This window comes from Desulfitobacterium dehalogenans ATCC 51507 (genome assembly GCF_000243155.2).
Taxonomy (GTDB): Bacteria; Bacillota; Desulfitobacteriia; order Desulfitobacteriales; family Desulfitobacteriaceae; genus Desulfitobacterium; species Desulfitobacterium dehalogenans.
In genome coordinates, this window is sequence record NC_018017.1 from 1030166 (window position 1) to 1047266 (window position 17101).

At 44.7% G+C, this 17101-nt stretch carries 17 protein-coding genes and 1 riboswitch; of the genes, 16 read left to right on the forward strand and 1 reads right to left on the reverse strand.

Annotated features, from left to right (window positions below; translation table 11 throughout):
* The first annotated feature begins 9 nt into the window (after positions 1-9).
* The 11 genes from DESDE_RS04895 (at position 10) to DESDE_RS04945 (ending at position 10437) form a co-directional block, all read left to right on the forward strand.
* Entirely contained in the window at positions 10-702 is a 693-nt protein-coding gene (locus DESDE_RS04895; protein ID WP_014792928.1) for an ABC transporter ATP-binding protein, read from the forward strand.
* A complete protein-coding gene (locus tag DESDE_RS04900; RefSeq protein WP_014792929.1) occupies positions 699-1364 on the forward strand; it encodes a heme exporter protein CcmB in 666 nt (221 codons plus the stop codon). The genes DESDE_RS04895 and DESDE_RS04900 overlap by 4 nt, the downstream gene beginning before the upstream one ends.
* 209 nt (positions 1365-1573) lie before the next feature.
* Positions 1574-2074, forward strand: a complete 501-nt coding sequence (locus DESDE_RS04905) for an RNA polymerase sigma factor (protein WP_014792930.1) — start codon at positions 1574-1576, stop codon at positions 2072-2074.
* Positions 2071-3165, forward strand: a complete 1095-nt coding sequence (locus DESDE_RS04910; protein WP_014792931.1) for a DUF2275 domain-containing protein — start codon at positions 2071-2073, stop codon at positions 3163-3165. The genes DESDE_RS04905 and DESDE_RS04910 overlap by 4 nt, the downstream gene beginning before the upstream one ends.
* A gap of 188 nt (positions 3166-3353) precedes the next feature.
* Positions 3354-4610 (forward strand): MFS transporter, encoded by a 1257-nt coding sequence (locus DESDE_RS04915; RefSeq protein ID WP_014792932.1) that lies wholly within the window; start codon positions 3354-3356, stop codon positions 4608-4610.
* A gap of 68 nt (positions 4611-4678) precedes the next feature.
* A complete protein-coding gene (locus DESDE_RS04920) occupies positions 4679-5599 on the forward strand; it encodes a selenium metabolism-associated LysR family transcriptional regulator (RefSeq protein ID WP_014792933.1) in 921 nt (306 codons plus the stop codon).
* 78 nt (positions 5600-5677) lie between these two features.
* Positions 5678-6691, forward strand: coding sequence for a selenide, water dikinase SelD (gene selD / locus DESDE_RS04925; RefSeq protein ID WP_083838580.1), 1014 nt, complete (start codon positions 5678-5680; stop codon positions 6689-6691).
* Between the two features lie 224 nt (positions 6692-6915).
* Positions 6916-7578: a permease prefix domain 1-containing protein gene (locus DESDE_RS04930; RefSeq protein WP_014792935.1), complete on the forward strand. Its 663-nt coding sequence runs from the start codon at positions 6916-6918 to the stop codon at positions 7576-7578.
* Positions 7579-7920: 342 nt separating this feature from the next.
* Positions 7921-8163 carry a hypothetical protein gene (locus DESDE_RS22400; RefSeq protein WP_242831339.1) on the forward strand — a complete coding sequence of 81 codons (243 nt, stop codon included), beginning with the start codon at positions 7921-7923 and terminating at the stop codon, positions 8161-8163.
* An 863-nt stretch (positions 8164-9026) separates the two neighbouring features.
* Complete coding sequence (locus DESDE_RS22960) at positions 9027-9530, forward strand: methyl-accepting chemotaxis protein (protein WP_242831396.1); 504 nt, start codon at positions 9027-9029, stop codon at positions 9528-9530.
* 268 nt (positions 9531-9798) lie between these two features.
* Positions 9799-10437: a hypothetical protein gene (locus DESDE_RS04945; protein WP_014792938.1), complete on the forward strand. Its 639-nt coding sequence runs from the start codon at positions 9799-9801 to the stop codon at positions 10435-10437.
* 188 nt (positions 10438-10625) lie between these two features.
* Here the strand turns inward: DESDE_RS04945 and DESDE_RS21570 are convergent, their stop codons facing one another.
* Positions 10626-10910 carry a flavodoxin family protein gene (locus DESDE_RS21570; protein WP_014792939.1) on the reverse strand — a complete coding sequence of 95 codons (285 nt, stop codon included), beginning with the start codon at positions 10908-10910 and terminating at the stop codon, positions 10626-10628.
* A 198-nt stretch (positions 10911-11108) separates the two neighbouring features.
* Positions 11109-11199: riboswitch (glycine riboswitch) on the forward strand.
* 141 nt (positions 11200-11340) lie between these two features.
* Here DESDE_RS21570 and DESDE_RS04955 point away from each other — a divergent pair.
* From DESDE_RS04955 to DESDE_RS04975, 5 genes are all read left to right on the forward strand, one after another.
* Complete coding sequence (locus DESDE_RS04955; RefSeq protein WP_014792940.1) at positions 11341-11643, forward strand: ACT domain-containing protein; 303 nt, start codon at positions 11341-11343, stop codon at positions 11641-11643.
* A gap of 17 nt (positions 11644-11660) precedes the next feature.
* The gene (locus DESDE_RS04960; RefSeq protein ID WP_041917340.1) at positions 11661-13022 is read left to right on the forward strand and encodes a PFL family protein; all 1362 of its coding nucleotides are present in this window, start codon (positions 11661-11663) and stop codon (positions 13020-13022) included.
* 114 nt (positions 13023-13136) lie between these two features.
* Entirely contained in the window at positions 13137-13472 is a 336-nt protein-coding gene (locus tag DESDE_RS04965) for a cupin domain-containing protein (RefSeq protein ID WP_014792942.1), read from the forward strand.
* A gap of 193 nt (positions 13473-13665) precedes the next feature.
* Positions 13666-14286, forward strand: a complete 621-nt coding sequence (locus DESDE_RS04970; RefSeq protein ID WP_014792943.1) for a fumarylacetoacetate hydrolase family protein — start codon at positions 13666-13668, stop codon at positions 14284-14286.
* Positions 14287-14388: 102 nt separating this feature from the next.
* On the forward strand, positions 14389-16740 hold the full coding sequence (locus DESDE_RS04975) for a hydratase (protein WP_014792944.1): 2352 nt from the start codon (positions 14389-14391) through the stop codon (positions 16738-16740).
* Positions 16741-17101 lie beyond the last annotated feature (361 nt).

The window sequence follows — 17101 nt, forward strand, 5'->3', positions numbered from 1 at the left end:
AGGATTGACATGATACTTCTAGAGAATGTATGTAAGGAATTTGATACAGGCTTCACATTGAAGAATATAACACTTAACATTAATCATGGTGAAAAAGTTCTTGTCTTTGGCCCTAACGGAGCAGGGAAGACGACTTTCCTCAAAATCCTGTCCTGCCTGATCACTCCATCCTCAGGAACCCTGAAAATAATGGGATACCCGCCATCCATGAGAACGAAACTATTGGGAAGTATAGGTTTTGCTCCCCAGTCAGGTCATTTATATGAATCCTTGACCATAAAACAGAATCTCGAATTTTACGGGAAAATGTACGGTATTGATAAGCCCGAGCTTGATGAGAGAATAAATTGGTTGCTGGCTCAGTTTAACTTGACCATGAAGCTGGACAGTAAAATCTCACAGTTATCGAAAGGGATGAGACAGCGGCTTCTCATCATCAAGGCTTTGCTCCATAAACCACAGCTCCTGCTCCTTGATGAACCCTACTCAGGGCTTGACTTGGAATCCTCCGAATATCTACACCGATTTATCGATTCAGTGGAGGATAAGACGGTGGTGACCGCTACCCATGATTTTAATACTGAGATTAAGGAAGGACAAAGAATTATCATTTTTAATCAGGGTGCTATAGTATTTGACGAACTATGGCAAGACAATATAGCGACCTTTAAAGACTTCTATCGGTGGAAGGTGGGGCAATGATCAGACAAGCTTTAGCATTAGCCTATAAAGATTTCCAGATTGAAGCTGGGAAAAAGAAATTGTTTACTTCCCTTGTTTTTTTATCCTTCACTTTGATTTTTCTTTCAAGTCTTGTTTCGGCGAAGATCCCCAGCTCTAAACCCGAGATGGCTGCCCTGACTCTTTGGCTGATTCTTGTCTATTTGCTCTTTCAGACTCTCAACAGATCCCTTGCCATGGAGGATGAAGCAGGATGCTGGGATGCTTTATTTTTATGTCCGGTTTCACCGAGAGTTATATTTTTAGGTAAATTTATTTACAATTTGCTTTTAGTCATGATAGTGGAGCTCATTACCTTCCCTTTTATTATTCTGTTTTTCAATCTCCCCATAGCTATGATCCAGATCCTGGTTCCTGCACTTTTGGCATCAGTGGGCTTTGTAGCAGTTGGTTTATTGGTCTCCTTATTTTCACTTAAAAGTCAAGGACGGGAGTTATTAGCCAATGTTGTCTCACTCCCCTTATTCCTACCGGCCCTGTTCATAGGTCTCAGTATGACGGTCGATATAGCCAAGGGAGCGGGCCTGCCCGACGTTTGGAGGCAAGTTCTTTTTCTTTTCCTATATGATGTCTTCTTTTTGGTTGCTTCCTACATAGGCTTCGATGAAAACTATATGGAGTAGACTTATCGGGAGGTCGTGGCATCAATATAAGAAGGCCATAGGGCGTGTAAAACATGGTGAACAAGAGTGGTTTCTCGTTCACCATTTTCTTATCCCTGTAGATCAATAAAAGCAGTAGGTGATTGCAGTATTCTTAGCCAAATAAGTTTGTTTAAAATGTAACTTTTCTGGGTTGATCAGCACTAATAGGGTAGAGGAGGGAAGATAGAGTGAAAACAATAGAAGACATCTATAAAACCTACGAAAAGCCTATCTTCCACTATTTCTATGGCTTAACGGGAAATACCCATCTTGCTGAGGAATTGACTCAGGAAACCTTTTTCCAAGTCTTGAGGACCTTTTCCAGATTTCGAGGGGAAGCCCAAGTGACCACTTGGCTGTACAAGGTAGCGCGCAATGTGTACAGCATGTGGAAAAGAAAGCAGAAGGTGAGCTACCCGCTGCCCGAGTCAGAGATGTTAAAGGGCCCGGTCTCTCATGAACCGGACATGGTCCTGGAACTCAAAGAAAAGCTGATTCTGACCTGGAGTGTACTTCAGGAACTCCCTGAAAACTATCGTGAAGTATTCTGGCTGCGGGAATGGCATGAGTTGGCTTACGAACAGATTGCAGTGATTATGGGGAAGTCTGTGCCTTGGGTAAAAGTTACTTTGCATCGGGCAAGGCTGCAGTTCCGTAAAACCTATGCAGAAAAGGAGGGAAAGGAATGAGGCTCCCTTGTGAATTGGTTCAGGATATTCTCCCTTTGTATGTGGAGGAGGATGTCAATCCCAAGACGAGGGACTTGGTGGAAAAGCATTTAGAAGAATGCGGCTCTTGCCAGGACTTTCTAAGGGAATTAAAAAATGAAGAGCCTGTATTAGATAATATTCCGGAAAACCTGCCGGAACCGGATACCTTTAAAAAATGGCTTAAACGCCTTAGGATAGGAGCTGTCGTGGGGCTGATCGCCTTGATATTAGCGGCTGTTGGAATCGGTGTGGTTGGGTATAAAGCTGGGACTGTGGCAGAAAAGGAAACAATCAGCACCAGGGATGTGGTTAAGGTATTGAAAAAGGCAGGACTTAGCTTGAAAGCCAGCCAATCTCCAGTCGTAGACCCAAGTGAATGTATATTGGGTGATGTGCAGCCAAAAGTTTATGGCTTAGATGAGGAAGGCCTTGGCCAGTTATATATTTATGAGTTTGATTCGACTTTGGGAAGGAGAAACGTACTCGAAGGTATTAAAAATATGGAAGATGATCCATTCGCAAGATCACAAATTCCGAGTGTTGCTTATGCAGCAAAGAATATGGTCATAATTGTGGTCTTAAATATCTCTGAAGAAAATTGGCAAAGTGATTATGGTAAGATTGCCCCAATTACTCAGACCTTGGGTAAAACTATCTTTCACGATTTGAACCAAGGGGAAAAATGGGTTCTTTACGGTGATGGAAAGCATTGGGAAGCCAAGCTTGTGGTATCTGCTTATGAAGAGTGGTGGACAGGTGAAGATGGCTATAAGAAGTTTAAATTTTATATGACCAAAACTCCTTTGGTAAAATACAAAGGTAATCCGGAGGAGATAAAAGATATCAATTACAGCTTTGAATATCTTACTGGAAAATCAACCATGGCCGGGGAAGAGTATCATCAAGGCAACTTCGATGAAGAACAAACGGGTTTCTATAATGGCTCACCCTTGTACTGGGGAATCTATGGCGGTACAACACATACAATTGATAAAAACGAAACAGGAAAATTCTCCGTTCAATGGAGCGGCGAAGAAGAGAGCTTTGAATTGACCTTACAAGAACCGTAAAAAGATAGGGGCTGTGTGAACAGCCTCTTATTTATATTTAACAGCAGCTATGCTTGTCGAAAATCCCAAGCGCTTGGGATTTTGGATAAGCTGTACAAATTACTCCATGGTGAGACGGTGAGTCTATACCTGGTGAATATCATGCAGTATAATAGACACCAGGCATAGACAAAATACCAAAGAAACGATTGGAGCAGATATTTCTGAATAACAAGCAAGAGTGGAAGAAGAATATTATACTCTTTTTAACCAGTCAAACCATATCCCTCTTCGGTTCCTCCTTAGTTCAATATGCCATCATGTGGTATATCACTTTAGAGACCCAATCAGGGATCATGATGACCATCTCCATTATCTGCGGTTTTCTGCCGACGTTTTTTCTTTCTCCTTTTGCTGGGGTGTGGGCAGACCGCTATAATAGAAAAACGCTGATTATATTGGCTGATTCCATGATAGCCATTTCCACGTTGATTCTGGCCCTGTTGTTTTTCGCCGGATACAAAATGATGTGGCTGCTTTTTGTGATGTCCGCCATCCGTGCTCTTGGAGCAGCAGTGCAAATGCCGGCGGTGGGAGCTTTTATCCCTCAGCTGGTGCCGGGGGATAAGTTAATCAAGGTCAATGGCATCAACGGAAGTATCCAATCAGCCGTAATGCTGGTATCCCCCATGCTGAGCGGAGCTTTGCTTACCATCACCACTATTGAAGCTATATTCTTCATTGATGTGGTTACAGCAGCTTTGGGAGTTTCAGTTTTACTCTTCTTTTTGCATGTGCCGGCCCATCGCAAAGCCCAGGCCAAGGAGCCTGTCAGCTATTTTGCAGATCTGCGTGAAGGTCTTCGTTATATTGAACAACATGCTTTCTTAAAAAGATTTTTCGTATTCTGTGCTTTGTTCATGGTTATGGCTGCACCGGCGGCTTTCTTGACCCCACTTCAGGTTGCGCGAACCTTTGGGGATGATGTGTGGCGTCTTACAGCCATCGAAATGACCTTCTCCATTGGCATGATGATCGGTGGAATCTTAATGGCAACCTGGGGAGGCTTCAAGAATAGGATTCATTCCATGGCTTTGGGAACCCTTCTCTTCGGAGCCTGCACTGTTGCGCTGGGGGTTATTCCAATTTTCTGGTTGTACCTCGTTTTCATGGCGTTCGTAGGAGTAGCTATGCCGATCTTTAATACTCCCGCGACGGTAATGCTTCAGGAGAAGGTGGAGTCGGATTTTCTGGGCCGGGTTTTCGGGGTTCTTTCTATGATCTCCAGCACCATGATGCCCTTGGGGATGCTCATTTTCGGCCCTCTGGCGGATATTATGAACATAGAAGTACTGCTTATAGGAACCGGGGTAATCATGTTCATAGAGAGCTTTTTCCTTTTCGGGAGCAAAGTACTCCTCGAGGCCGGCAAGCCGGCGGTTAAGTCGATAGAACCATTGGATTAGATTTGGGCGAAATTGATCGCGCTTAGAGTTTTGGCGTAAAGTAGAGAAATTGAAATTAGGAGAATGGCATGGATTTTCGTCAAATAGAGGCATTTGTTTCAGTATACCGTTTACGAAACTTTTCAAGAGCAGGCAAAGCCCTGTTTCTAACCCAACCGACCATCAGCAGTCACATCAACGACCTGGAGAATGAATTAGGTGTAAAGTTGTTTGACCGTTCCAGTCGGGATGTCATTCCTACTGACGCAGGGGATATTTTTTATCAGTATGCCGTTAATTTGTTGGAAACCAGAGATTGTGCCATTTCTTGCCTCAATCAGCATAACATGCAGATTGAGGGGAGGTTGGAAATCGCGGCATCGTCTATTCCCAGTCAGTATTTGCTGCCTAAGGTTATGACAGGTTTTCAAAAAATGAACCCTAACATCATGTTTTTAATTCATCAAGGGGATACGCGGGAAGTCATAAGGGAGATCCAAGAGAAGAAATATCAAGTGGGGATTGTTGGTGCCCGTATAGATGAAGACAAACTGGACTATGAAATTCTTACCAACGACCGGCTTGTACTTATTGCTTCTAAGGAGTGTATAGAACCAACAGATAGCTCATGTATAGCCATAGAAAGTTTGCTGAAGAAAAAATTTATCCTTCGCGAAAAGGGCTCAGGAACAAGAGAGGAATTTGAAATAGCACTTAGGAAAAAGGGAATCGACCCTGATAGGCTGAATGTTGTTGCGGAAATGAATAATATGGAGGCGATAAAGCGTGCCGTGAGTGAAGGTTTAGGAGTAGCGGTGGTTTCGTCCCTCTGTGTAGAAGAGGAGCTGAAAGCCAAAACAATTCAAGCCTTTATAATCGATGGACTTGATCTCGAACGGTCGTTTTATTTAGTGACTTATCGGAACCGGCCTCTCTCTCCCAGCGCAGCTGCTTTCCGAGAATTTATCCTTAATTATTACCTTGATCAGCTCATTTATTGTGATGAATAATTGCAGGTTCAGGAATTAAACTATTCATGATGAATTCCGTGAGGAGTGATAAAGTCCGTGGAAGCTAGATTAACCCAAATGACTAAGAGTTCAGGCTGAGCTGCCAAATTGAGCCCTCAGGCTCTGGCACAGGTACTGTGCCGTTTACCGAAATTTGAAGACGAGAACTTAATCGTCGGTCTGGATACAAGTGATGATGCAGCGGTGTATAAGCTGAATGACGAGCAGGCGATGATTCTCACCTTAGACTTCTTTACCCCTGTGGTCGATGATCCCTTTAGCTTTGGTCAAATCGCAGCAGCCAATGCCTTAAGCGATATTTATGCTATGGGCGGAACGCCGATTACTGCGTTAAATATTGCTTGTTTTCCGGGGTGTTTGCCAAGTGAAATTCTGGCAGAGATCCTCAAAGGAGGAGCGGAAAAGGTCAGAGAGGCAGGCGCCATCATTGCCGGCGGACATACGGTGGAAGATGATGAACCGAAGTATGGCTTATCTGTTACTGGCCTGGTTCATCCCCAGCGAATTTTAACCAATGCGGGAGTACGTCCGGGGGACTTGTTGATTTTGACCAAACCTTTAGGAATTGGCATTCTGGCTACAGCCATAAAAGGGGATCTCGTGGATAAAGCCACCTATCAAAAAGCAGTGGACATCATGTCTTATCTTAACAAAGATGCCGGTCAGGCAATGTACAAAGTCGGGGTGTCCGGCTGCACGGATATTACAGGTTTCGGTTTTTTAGGCCATGCCCGGGAGATGGCAGAGGCCAGCAAGGTAACCCTGGAAATCTGGACGGATTTCTTGCCGCTTATTGAGGAAAGTAAGGAATTTGCCAAGTTGGGAATTATTCCTGGGGGAGCCTATCGCAATCGAGATTTCCTTAAGGATCAGGTTCATTTCCTAAAGAAAATACCTCAACCTATTGAGGATATCCTCTATGATCCACAAACTTCAGGGGGATTGCTCATAGGGGTACCGGAATCCAAAGCAAACTTACTGCTGGAGGAATTAAAAAAAGTAAATCAGACGGCTTATGCTGTTATAGGAAGAGTTAAGGAGAGAACGGATTTTCTCTTGGAAGTAATGTAAAATGTTCCTCGAATCCCTGCCCCGTGTGACGCACGGGGTGTTTATATTTTGTGCCAAAATGCTTTGTCGGGCATAGTACTATGTGATACATTGTATATCATGAGGTGAAAAACCAGGTTGCAAATAAAGTTTGGAGATTTACGGGCAAAACATCAAGGACTGGCGCTTAGCTCAAAAGATAGTGGATGTTCTTAGTGGAATAGAGCAGGGAGGAATTTGCAGCCATGAGAAAGAATGAAGATGATTTGGAAAACAAAGTCTCAGCCTATATTGATGCTTTATTCGCAGGAGTTGGAGCAAGCCAGCAGCTCTTTGATTTGAAAGAAGAAATAGCTACCAGTCTTAAAGAGAAAACCTTGGACTACAAAAACCGGGGAATAAGTGAAGAGCAAGCCTTTAAGGAAGCTATCGTGTCCTTAGGGGATTTGAGCGGTTTGGTGGCGGAGATGCGGCAGATTGGTCAGGATGAAGCGAAGCAAGCCGTTTATTCCACTATGGCGGCAAGAATTTCCCTCGCCGGAATCATAGCAGGCTCATTAATAATTTTGTTTGGATTTTTTAATATTGCTATGTTATACTTCATGAAGCTGGATGCTGTTAGTGTATCAGGGTCAGGAATATTCATCGTTGCAGGGGGAGCTCTATTAGCTTATAGCCTGCTGACCATGGAAACTCGCAGCAGGTACGGGATGAATAAGGTAAGAGCGGGGCTTTATGCTTTGTCTGTCGGGCTTATGCTCTTTGGTATGTTTTCAGCCGTGGTTACCGGATTGGCTACGGGTAAACTATTTATTGCCATAACTTCATTGATTGTGTTTTTTCTCCTAGGCTTTGGAGTGTTCTTGTTTTTGATTTTGACCGGATCGGATCGCCGTAAAGGACATTGACTACGGAGGTGTTTTCATACCTTGTATGTTTATCTTGTGTTCTCGAAAACAGGAACATGGCTCTCCAGAGTACTGACCTTCGTAACTGGGGAAAAATACGTTCATACTTCCATTAGCCTCGACCAGGATTTGAAGACCATGTATTCCTTTGGACGGGTCAGGCCCAACAATCCGTTTTCCGCCGGCTTTATTAGAGAAAATTTTAATAAGGGTGTTTTTCTAAAACAGAGCAATTGCGAATGCATTGTTTACCGGATAAAAATTAATGAAATTCAACATGCGATGTTGATTAATGAGATATCTCGGTTTATAGCGTCTGACCGATCCTTTAGATACAATTTTTTGGGGTTATTTACCGCTGCGATGAATATCCCTATGCGAAGAGAAAATTACTACTTCTGCTCTCAATTTGTTTCTGAACTCCTTATTAAGATCAATTTGCTGCAGAACTCATTTCCTCCAGAACTGATTAAGCCCATGGATTTGTATCACATTGAAGGTAAAGAAGAGATTTATAAGGGATTTACCTGGCAATATGGAACATCATCTTTAGGGAACACTAATCGGGGGTGTGTTGCTAAATGAACCATTTCATTGAGCAGCCCACCTTTTTTTTATTGGATGTTTAACCTCATTTATTTTAATCATTAGCATTAAAAAATCATATTGATGGAATAAAGGAGTTTTGCGGAGAAATGTCAAATTGTGAAATTGTGTATTAATAATTGTAGCAACTTTCACATAGACTGGGGGATGAGAGAATGAATAACCGTTTAATGAATATATCTACCATCGGGAGTTCCCAGGCTGTGGCTGATGAATTGCACCGGGTTACATCCCTCTATTTTGGTCATAAAGTCCAAATGAGAAACAGGTACTATATCAAGGAGATCCCTCCTAATTTAAATGACGACCTCTATATCGTACTTCCGACAAGAGTTGAGGAAGCCTCTAAGTATATAGACAGACAACGAATATTCCCTCTTGAACTCATTCCCGAAGACCTTTTTTACATAAGGGTTGCTCGGATCCCCGCAGAATCCAATGTTGTGATCTTTAATAATAACGGCTCCCAGGCCAAAGCCATTGAGAGATACCTCCACGAGCATGAAGTGAATCATGTACACTATAGAATTCTCCCATTTAATGAGATGGAGAATTCTCAGATTAAGGAAGTATTGCAATCTGCAGACTACATCGTTGGAATGGAGGGCTTTGTAGGGGCTAAGGGAATTCTCTGGACTCATTACGGGCAGTACTTTGATAAACAAAGAGTTCCCGTGATTGGATTTCATAGGACCATTAAACCTGAGGATATACTGCATCTGACGGAAAAGGTGGTGGAATTTAACTTTAATCAGATCCTTTCCAATACCCAAGGTATTAGCTTCGACTTAAATGCTCATATTCAAGAAGTTATGAGTTCTATGGAAGGGATTGTGAATTTCATGGAAGATACAAACACAAGTATCCATGAAGCTCATGGCCGAATCCAGAGGCAAGTAGAGCGTATCGACGAAACTATTGAGGTTACCAATGATCTTAATACCAATACCCAAAAAATTGATGAACTGATTAATACGATTAAACAAATATCGGACCAGACCAATCTACTGGCGCTCAACGCGGCCATTGAAGCAGCCCGTGCAGGAGAAGCGGGGAGAGGCTTCGCCGTCGTTGCCGATGAAGTAAGGAAATTGGCGGAGAGAAGCAAACAATCCATCCAATTCATCCAGCAGCTGGTTGCCAATATAAAACAAACCAATCATCGTACCGTCCCGCTGCTCCATTTCTTAGCCGGAGAAATTAAGGACATGGATGAGATTATTAACAAGATACTCAATAGCTCCACAATCAATCAAACTGAGGCAAAATCCATATCCGAAGCCTTGAGTCGCGTTACGAAGATCAGTGAACAGCTGACCAATGAGTTTATAGCCTTTAGTTTCTAATTACTAAATTACAGGAAATAGATGAGGTAAATCGTCAGAAACAGATATCCCCTCCCGTCTTATATACCGGTTGCAGCATTCCATGGTGCTTCAAGGTATTGAAATGGGAGGGGATTCGCTATTATGGATCAGAGGGTATGGCGATCCCAGCGGGGAAGATTCCGGAGCAAAGGGTATGCTCCTGCGGTGCAAAAAATAGTATATAAAGAGTAAAAGAAGTGGAGATGGAGATACTCTCTTTTAAGAAGATTTACCGAGGTGATGAACAGTGATCAAGAGACTCCTTGTCATTTTGACTTCAGTGTTTTTAGTATCGGGGTGTGCAGCTAATGCCCCCCAGGATAAAAACGCCAATCTAGATAAACCTGGGCAGCAAGTAGAGATGGATTTGCCCGGTACGGACCAGGGGCAGACGAAACCCGGGGGAGAGGGGCAGGGTACGGAGAGAGAAGGAAGTGCCAGTCTGGGAAATATACATCTAGGGGATTCCTTTGGCGAGGTGGAAAAGGCTTTAGGCAAGGGCTACAAAGAAACCCTCCATGATGAACCCGGGCATTTCCCTGAAGCCTGGTACAGCAGAGAGTACGACAAAGGCATTAAATTCATTGTCGGAAAAGATTCGGGCAAAGTGCTGGAGATCGATGCCGTAACTAGGGAATTTGCCACCAATCTCGGTGCCAAGGTAGGAGATACTGCTGAGAAAATTAAGGATTTGTATGCTGTCAAATACAAGCCCTTTGAAAGTAGACACGGGGATGGACCTTTGGAAGGATTCTATCTGCTGGATGATGGCCAGATTATGATCTTTGATTATAATAGGGAAGATAACCAACTGGTCAATACGAATGTGAAGCCGGATTCTAAGGTGGAGATGATAAGGCTGACCCAATCTCAATATCTGGACTAAAAGCGATAAATAGGCAAAAACGCATCCGCAATGTGGGTGCGTTTTTGTTTCACTATCACAAAGTATAAACTTCATAAAGGTTAGGAAAAAGCTAGAAACCAATCCCGACAAACCATAATATATTAAAAAATAGGTGAGGGAAAGAGTTTTATGCTCTATTCAGCCTATACACCCAGACAGCCTGGCCCCTAGTTCAAAGGCTTTCCGGCAATCCTGAGGGAATCGCTCTTTGCGCACCTGCGCTTTATGTTGCTCATTAAATCGGGAGGCTTCATAGTCGGAGTAGTTGTCAAACTGATAGGTATCTGTGGCAAGGAGATATTCGGAAGATCCAATCCTTTATAATTCAGCTCATAAAGATGAAACATTTCTGTTTCGGCACCTACAGATTGCGCTCCCTCAAGAGCTTTATGCAATAATGTAGCTGTATTCCATTGCTTGCGGGGGCCTCCATTGACAGCAATAACCTTCATAGTAAATACTTCAACTCCTTATGTTAATGTGTTTGCTTATAGAGCAGCAATTTGCCTTCACTTCTATTATATTAGGGGGAATCTTAAAAACAAAGGTTTGCAATTATGAGCAAGGATGTTTATAATACTGAAAAGAAGTGAATAACTGGATGAGGTTTTCAGGAGAACAGGGTATGCACACCATGATGAACTGAAAACGGACAGAACTCTGGAGAGTTCCGCAAGGACGCCGAAGGGGCAAGACAGCAAAGCTGTTCAATCTCTCAGGCAAAAGGACAGAGCGCATAATTTGTGAACGATGCTTAAGTCATGCTATGACTGCCAATAAGCGGGTTCGCAAATTGCTCTTGTGTACCAGAGTCAAACTTAGGATTTGGCTCTTTTTTATTGGTGAAAATGAAAGAGAAGAAAAAGAAAAGGGGTAAAGAAAATGAGCTTAGAACCAACCCGTGAAACGTCCAACCGCGTGATTATTTCCATCTTAGGCAAGGATCAAATAGGAATTATTGCCTGGCTGACAGGGCGATTGGCTGAAAAATCCATCAATGTCCTGGATCTCAGTCAAACCATTCTCCAGGGCTTTTTCACGATGATTATGATCGTGGATGTTACTCAATCCACAGCCTCCTCCTTAGCCGATCTCACCAAGCAATTGCAAAGCGAGGGAGAAGCCCGAGGCTTAAAGGTCAATGTCCAGCATGAAGATATTTTCGAATTCATGCATCGAGTATAGGGGGGATTATTGTGAAAATGCATCTGGCTCCTCATGAAATACTTCAAACCATTGAAATGGTGGAAAATGAGAATTTAGATATCCGTACCATCACCATGGGCATAAGTCTGTTGAACTGTGCCGGAGACGATATTCAACAGGTGGAACAAAAAATCTATGATAAAATTACCCGCCAAGCTGAGCATTTAGTCGGTGTAGGGGAAAGCTTAGCCGCTCGTTATGGCATTCCTATTGTCAATAAAAGAGTCTCAGTAACTCCGGTGGCTCTCTTAGGCTCCAACTTTAATCCCGAAGAAATGGTCCGTTTGGCCAAAGCCTTAGACAGAGCAGCCAAGACGGTGGGGATTAACTTCTTGGGAGGTTTTTCTGCCCTCGTTCAAAAAGGCTTAACCAAGGGAGACCGCTCCTTGATCGAAGCGATTCCCCAAGCTTTGGCGGAGACAGAATTTGTTTGCTCCTCGGTAAATATCGGTTCCACCAAATCCGGAATCAATATGGATGCTGTGTTGAAGATGGGAGAAGTCGTCCTGGACAGTGCCCGCCGGACAGCGGATCAGGATGGCATCGCTGCCGCCAAACTCGTTGTTTTCTGCAATGCGCCTGAAGATAATCCCTTTATGGCCGGAGCCTTTCACGGGGTGGGAGAACCGGAGGCGGTCATCAATGTGGGGGTCAGCGGCCCCGGTGTCGTTGCCCATGCTGTTAAGAAAAGCCCCCAGGCAGATTTGGGAGAACTGGCCAACCTTATTAAGCGCACGGCCTTCAAGATTACCCGTATGGGTGAATTGATCGGTCGAGAAGCCTCCCAAGCCTTGAATGTTCCCTTTGGCATTGTGGATCTTTCCTTAGCCCCTACGCCAGCGATTGGGGACAGTGTGGCGGAAATCCTTGAGAATATGGGACTGGAGCGCTGCGGCGCTCATGGCACCACGGCGGCCTTAGCCTTGCTGAATGACGCGGTGAAAAAAGGCGGAGCCATGGCATCCTCCCATGTGGGAGGGTTGAGTGGAGCCTTTATTCCTGTCTCCGAGGATGCGGGCATGATTGAAGCTGTGGAAGTCGGTGCTTTAAGCATCGAAAAGCTGGAGGCCATGACCTGTGTTTGCTCCGTGGGATTGGATATGATAGCCATCCCCGGAGATGTGGAGGCGGAAACCATCGCCGGAATTATTGCCGACGAAGCAGCTATCGGTATGATTAATAAGAAGACAACCGCTGTACGGGTGATACCGGCCATCGGTAAAAAAGTCGGGGATCGTGTAGAGTTTGGCGGACTGCTGGGAAGCGCTCCGGTAATCAAAGTGAACCCCTTCTCCTCCCGTGAATTTATCCGTCGGGGTGGTAGAATTCCGGCACCTATTACCAGTCTGTCTAATTAAAACTGTCCTTTCTTGAAAAAGAAAACTGGAAAGTGATTCCAATCGCATTTTTTTAGGGTAATTCAGGTTAGAATAAGTCATAAGCAAATGACCTGCATAAAGGGGGATTTTACTATGACACAAATCATGAAAAATATTGAGTTTTCCCAAGTTCTTGACCTGAAAGAGTTGATTACCTACCAACAAGGACAAGTGGTAAGCCGCACTCTTGCTCAGACGCCTATCGTCAGCATTACCCTATTTTCTCTGGACGAGGGAGAAGGAATCAGTACTCATACCACTTCAGGAGATGCCATGGTGCAAATACTGGATGGAGAAGCAGAGATCACTATAGGGGATAAGGTATTGACCGTAAAAGAAGGAGAGACCCTCATCATGCCCTCCGATGTTCCCCACGGCTTAGAAGCCAGGAAACGCTTCAAAATGCTTTTAACGGTAATTAAGTATTAAGTCAACGGCTTTCTTTTTAAGGTGCAAACTATCAAAAACCATAAAAATAACGAAAACCAGCAATGATATAGGCAACTATTATTGCTGGTTTTCTTGCTATATGTTCAATCCCCTGCGGAAAGGATGAAAATATAGTGAATATCTAATATAATAGAGATGACTTTTGTAAAACGGTGTTTTAAGGAGAGCTATTATGTCGATTAAGAATATCTATTGTGTGGGGCGTAATTACTTTTTACATGCTCAAGAGCTTAATAATGCAGTTCCCACATCGCCTATGATCTTTACGAAACCTTCTCATGCTTTTACAGAAGCGAAAGGGCAGATTTTAAAAATGCCGACAGGTAAGGGCTCAGTTCATTATGAAGCGGAGCTTGTCATTCACCTTGCAAAAGACTATGAACCGAGTCTGAAGGTGGATGAGATCATCGATCAAATGGCTATTGGTGTGGATTTTACTTTGCGGGAGGTACAAGATGAACTGAAGAAGAAAGGGTATCCTTGGTTGCCGGCAAAGGGTTTCCCCCATTCAGCCTTAGTTTCTCCCTGGATTCCTTTTGCGGGTATTGAAGCCATCGGGAATCATGACTTCACTCTGGAACGGAACGGTCGCGAGGTCCAACGGGGAAATATTAAGGATATGATTTTTCCTATCCCGATCCTGATTGAATTCATTGGCAAGGAATTTGGACTGGGTGCCGGAGATATCATCTTCACCGGAACTCCAGCGGGTGTGGGGGCAGTTCAAGAAGGGGATCATCTCGTGATGAACTGGAAAGAAAATAAAGTGGGCGAATGCTTCATCGGGAGTTAAATATTGTATACTTGGTCTAAAAAGGTTGATAGTTACAAGAAATGTAGGTAAATTTAAACCATGCCTCAGTAAGAGGAAAAACCTAGAGTATGGAGGATGCACATGCTACGTCTAATTGAAAATGGAATATACCTTATTCAAGGAAAAAGAGCCTTAGAGGTAAAAGATACAAATGTCCTGTGGGATCTCAATGGGGAGCCGGTTCAGCCGGAACAGCTTCCTGGCGAGACATTGCCGGATCGTGAGAGCGCCCGCAAAAATACCATGGCCTATCAAATTCTCTCCCGGCATAATACTTCCGAGACGATGGATAATTTGAAGATTCGCTTTGATGCCTTAACCTCCCATGACATCACCTATGTGGGGATTGTGCAAACAGCACGGGCCAGCGGCTTAAAGGAGTTTCCGATTCCCTATGTGCTGACCAACTGCCATAACAGTTTGTCGGCAGTAGGGGGAACCATCAATGAAGATGATCATGTCTTCGGTTTGTCTGCGGCTCAAAAGTATGGCGGTATCTTTGTTCCAGCCCATCAAGCGGTTATCCATCAATATATGAGGGAGATGATGACGGGCTGCGGCAGCATGATTCTGGGATCGGACAGTCATACCCGTTACGGCGCTTTTGGCACCATGGGAGTAGGTGAAGGTGGGCCGGAGCTGGTAAAGCAGCTTCTGAGCAAAACCTATGATGTGAAATATCCCGGAGTTGTGGCTATCTACCTGGAAGGCAAGCCTCACCCCGGCGTAGGCCCCCAAGACGTGGCCTTGGCGATTATTGGAGCAGTCTTTAAGAATGGCTTTGTTAAAAATAAGGTCATGGAATTTGTGGGACCCGGCATTGAGAATCTATCCGTGGATTTCCGCAGCGGAATTGATGTGATGACCACAGAAACCACTTGCTTAAGCTCTATTTGGGTCACCGATGATAAAGTGAAGAAGTATTTTGATATCCATGGCCGCAGTGAAGCTTATGCTAAGCTGGAGCCGGGAGAAGTGGCCTATTATGACGGCATGGTGGTGGTGGACTTAAGCAAAATTGTCCCCATGATTGCAATGCCTTTCCATCCCAGCAATACCTTTACTATTGCAGAGCTCAATCAGAACCCTTACGATATCCTCAAACATGTGGAAGAAGAGGAAAGAAGGCAGCTGGATAATCCACAGATTAATTTCAATCTGACGGATCGGATCGTCAATGGCCGCCTCCATGTGGATCAAGCCATCGTGGCAGGCTGTGCCGGCGGAAGTTTTGAAAATATCATGGATGTAGCCGCTATTCTTGACAGCCAATCTGTAGGGAACGACTACCTATCCTTTAGTGTGTACCCTTCCAGCCAGCCCATTTATTACGAACTCATTAAGCGCGGTGCTATCGGTAAGCTGATGCAGGCAGGAACACTGATTAAGACAGCCTTCTGCGGTCCCTGCTTTGGGGCCGGGGATGTACCTGCCAATGGCCAATTCAGCATTCGTCATACCACAAGGAACTTCCCCAACCGGGAAGGCTCTAAGCCCGGTGAACTGCAAATATCTTCAGTGGCCCTGATGGACGCTCGTTCTATTGCCGCCACAGTAATCCGTGGTGGACAACTGACTCCGGCTACTGAGATTGACTTTACACCAGCAGAAACTGATTATGAATTTAATGCTGATATCTATGCCAAGAGAGTGTATCAAGGATTCGGCGACCCTAGACCTGAGTCCGAATTGAAGTTCGGTCCCAATATTGCCGACTGGCCGGAAATGATTGCCTTGCCCGAGAATATTCTCTTAAAATTTGCGGCCGTTATTCACGATCCTGTCACCACCACAGATGAGTTGATTCCTTCGGGAGAAACCTCCTCTTACCGGTCCAACCCTCTGAGACTTGCGGAATTTACCCTTTCCCGAAAAGAACCTCAGTATGTAGAACGTGCCAAAGGGGTTCAAGCCTTAGAGAAAGAACGCCAAAGCCTGGTAGCCGGTGAAAAGGACTTACCGAACCTGAGCGATGGCTTGCGTGGATTGGGAGAACAAATCCTCCAGGCAGCACCTTCTTATACCAATCTGGAGGAGGCTCTGGCCAGCACCGGGATAGGGACTGTAATCTACGCCGTGAAACCTGGGGATGGCTCCGCGCGGGAGCAGGCTGCATCCTGTCAGAAGGTCCTGGGAGGATGGGCCAATATCGCCCAAGAGTACGCCACCAAGCGTTATCGGAGCAACCTGATCAACTGGGGAATGCTGCCCTTTACCTGGGATAATGACCCTGAGATCACCTTCCACGTGGATGATGTTCTTTTTGTCCCGGGAATTCGGCAGAGCATTATCAATGAAGCAGGCACCGTTACGGGGCAATTGTATACTGCTCAGGGGGTTAAAGAGGTCAAGCTTCAGCTTAATCCTTTGACCCAGGACGAAAGAGAGATTATCCTGAAGGGAAGCTTGATTAACTACTACGCGACCAACTAAAGAATGAGCGAACGCCGGGCCATAGGTCTGGCGTTCGCTTATTTTTGCTGGTGCTGCCTTGCGGCATGGGTGGCTACCAGGAAAAAGTTCTGAAAGCTAAGTCTCCAGGATTTTGCTTTACACCGTTCGCTCAATAAGCTACGCGGACAAAACTAACGCTCAAGCCCTCCGCTCCGAAAGGTGCCCCGCCAAATCGCTCCTGCTCAGTGGCGGGTTGGAAACGTCCTGTTTCCAACCTTTCTCCGCTGCGTGCTTTTCGCGAAGTTTTGTTTCCGCTCGCTTAAATTCGCTCTCTTTTGTAAAGCAAAATCCTTGGGCTGCTTTTCGGGGCCTGTGCGAGCGGGGGCGTTGTGGAAAATGC

What these genes read in the sequence shown, in the direction of transcription:
- DESDE_RS22960 (WP_242831396.1), top strand. Translation starts at nt 9,027, where the DNA reads ATGGAAGATACAAACACAAGTATCCATGAAGCTCATGGCCGAATCCAG.
- DESDE_RS04910 (WP_014792931.1), top strand. Translation starts at nt 2,071, where the DNA reads ATGAGGCTCCCTTGTGAATTGGTTCAGGATATTCTCCCTTTGTATGTG.
- DESDE_RS04920 (WP_014792933.1), top strand. Translation starts at nt 4,679, where the DNA reads ATGGATTTTCGTCAAATAGAGGCATTTGTTTCAGTATACCGTTTACGA.
- DESDE_RS04930 (WP_014792935.1), top strand. Translation starts at nt 6,916, where the DNA reads ATGAGAAAGAATGAAGATGATTTGGAAAACAAAGTCTCAGCCTATATT.
- DESDE_RS04965 (WP_014792942.1), top strand. Translation starts at nt 13,137, where the DNA reads ATGACACAAATCATGAAAAATATTGAGTTTTCCCAAGTTCTTGACCTG.
- DESDE_RS04960 (WP_041917340.1), top strand. Translation starts at nt 11,661, where the DNA reads ATGCATCTGGCTCCTCATGAAATACTTCAAACCATTGAAATGGTGGAA.
- DESDE_RS04975 (WP_014792944.1), top strand. Translation starts at nt 14,389, where the DNA reads ATGCTACGTCTAATTGAAAATGGAATATACCTTATTCAAGGAAAAAGA.
- DESDE_RS04970 (WP_014792943.1), top strand. Translation starts at nt 13,666, where the DNA reads ATGTCGATTAAGAATATCTATTGTGTGGGGCGTAATTACTTTTTACAT.
- DESDE_RS04955 (WP_014792940.1), top strand. Translation starts at nt 11,341, where the DNA reads ATGAGCTTAGAACCAACCCGTGAAACGTCCAACCGCGTGATTATTTCC.
- DESDE_RS04900 (WP_014792929.1), top strand. Translation starts at nt 699, where the DNA reads ATGATCAGACAAGCTTTAGCATTAGCCTATAAAGATTTCCAGATTGAA.
- DESDE_RS04895 (WP_014792928.1), top strand. Translation starts at nt 10, where the DNA reads ATGATACTTCTAGAGAATGTATGTAAGGAATTTGATACAGGCTTCACA.
- DESDE_RS21570 (WP_014792939.1), bottom strand. Translation starts at nt 10,910, where the DNA reads ATGAAGGTTATTGCTGTCAATGGAGGCCCCCGCAAGCAATGGAATACA.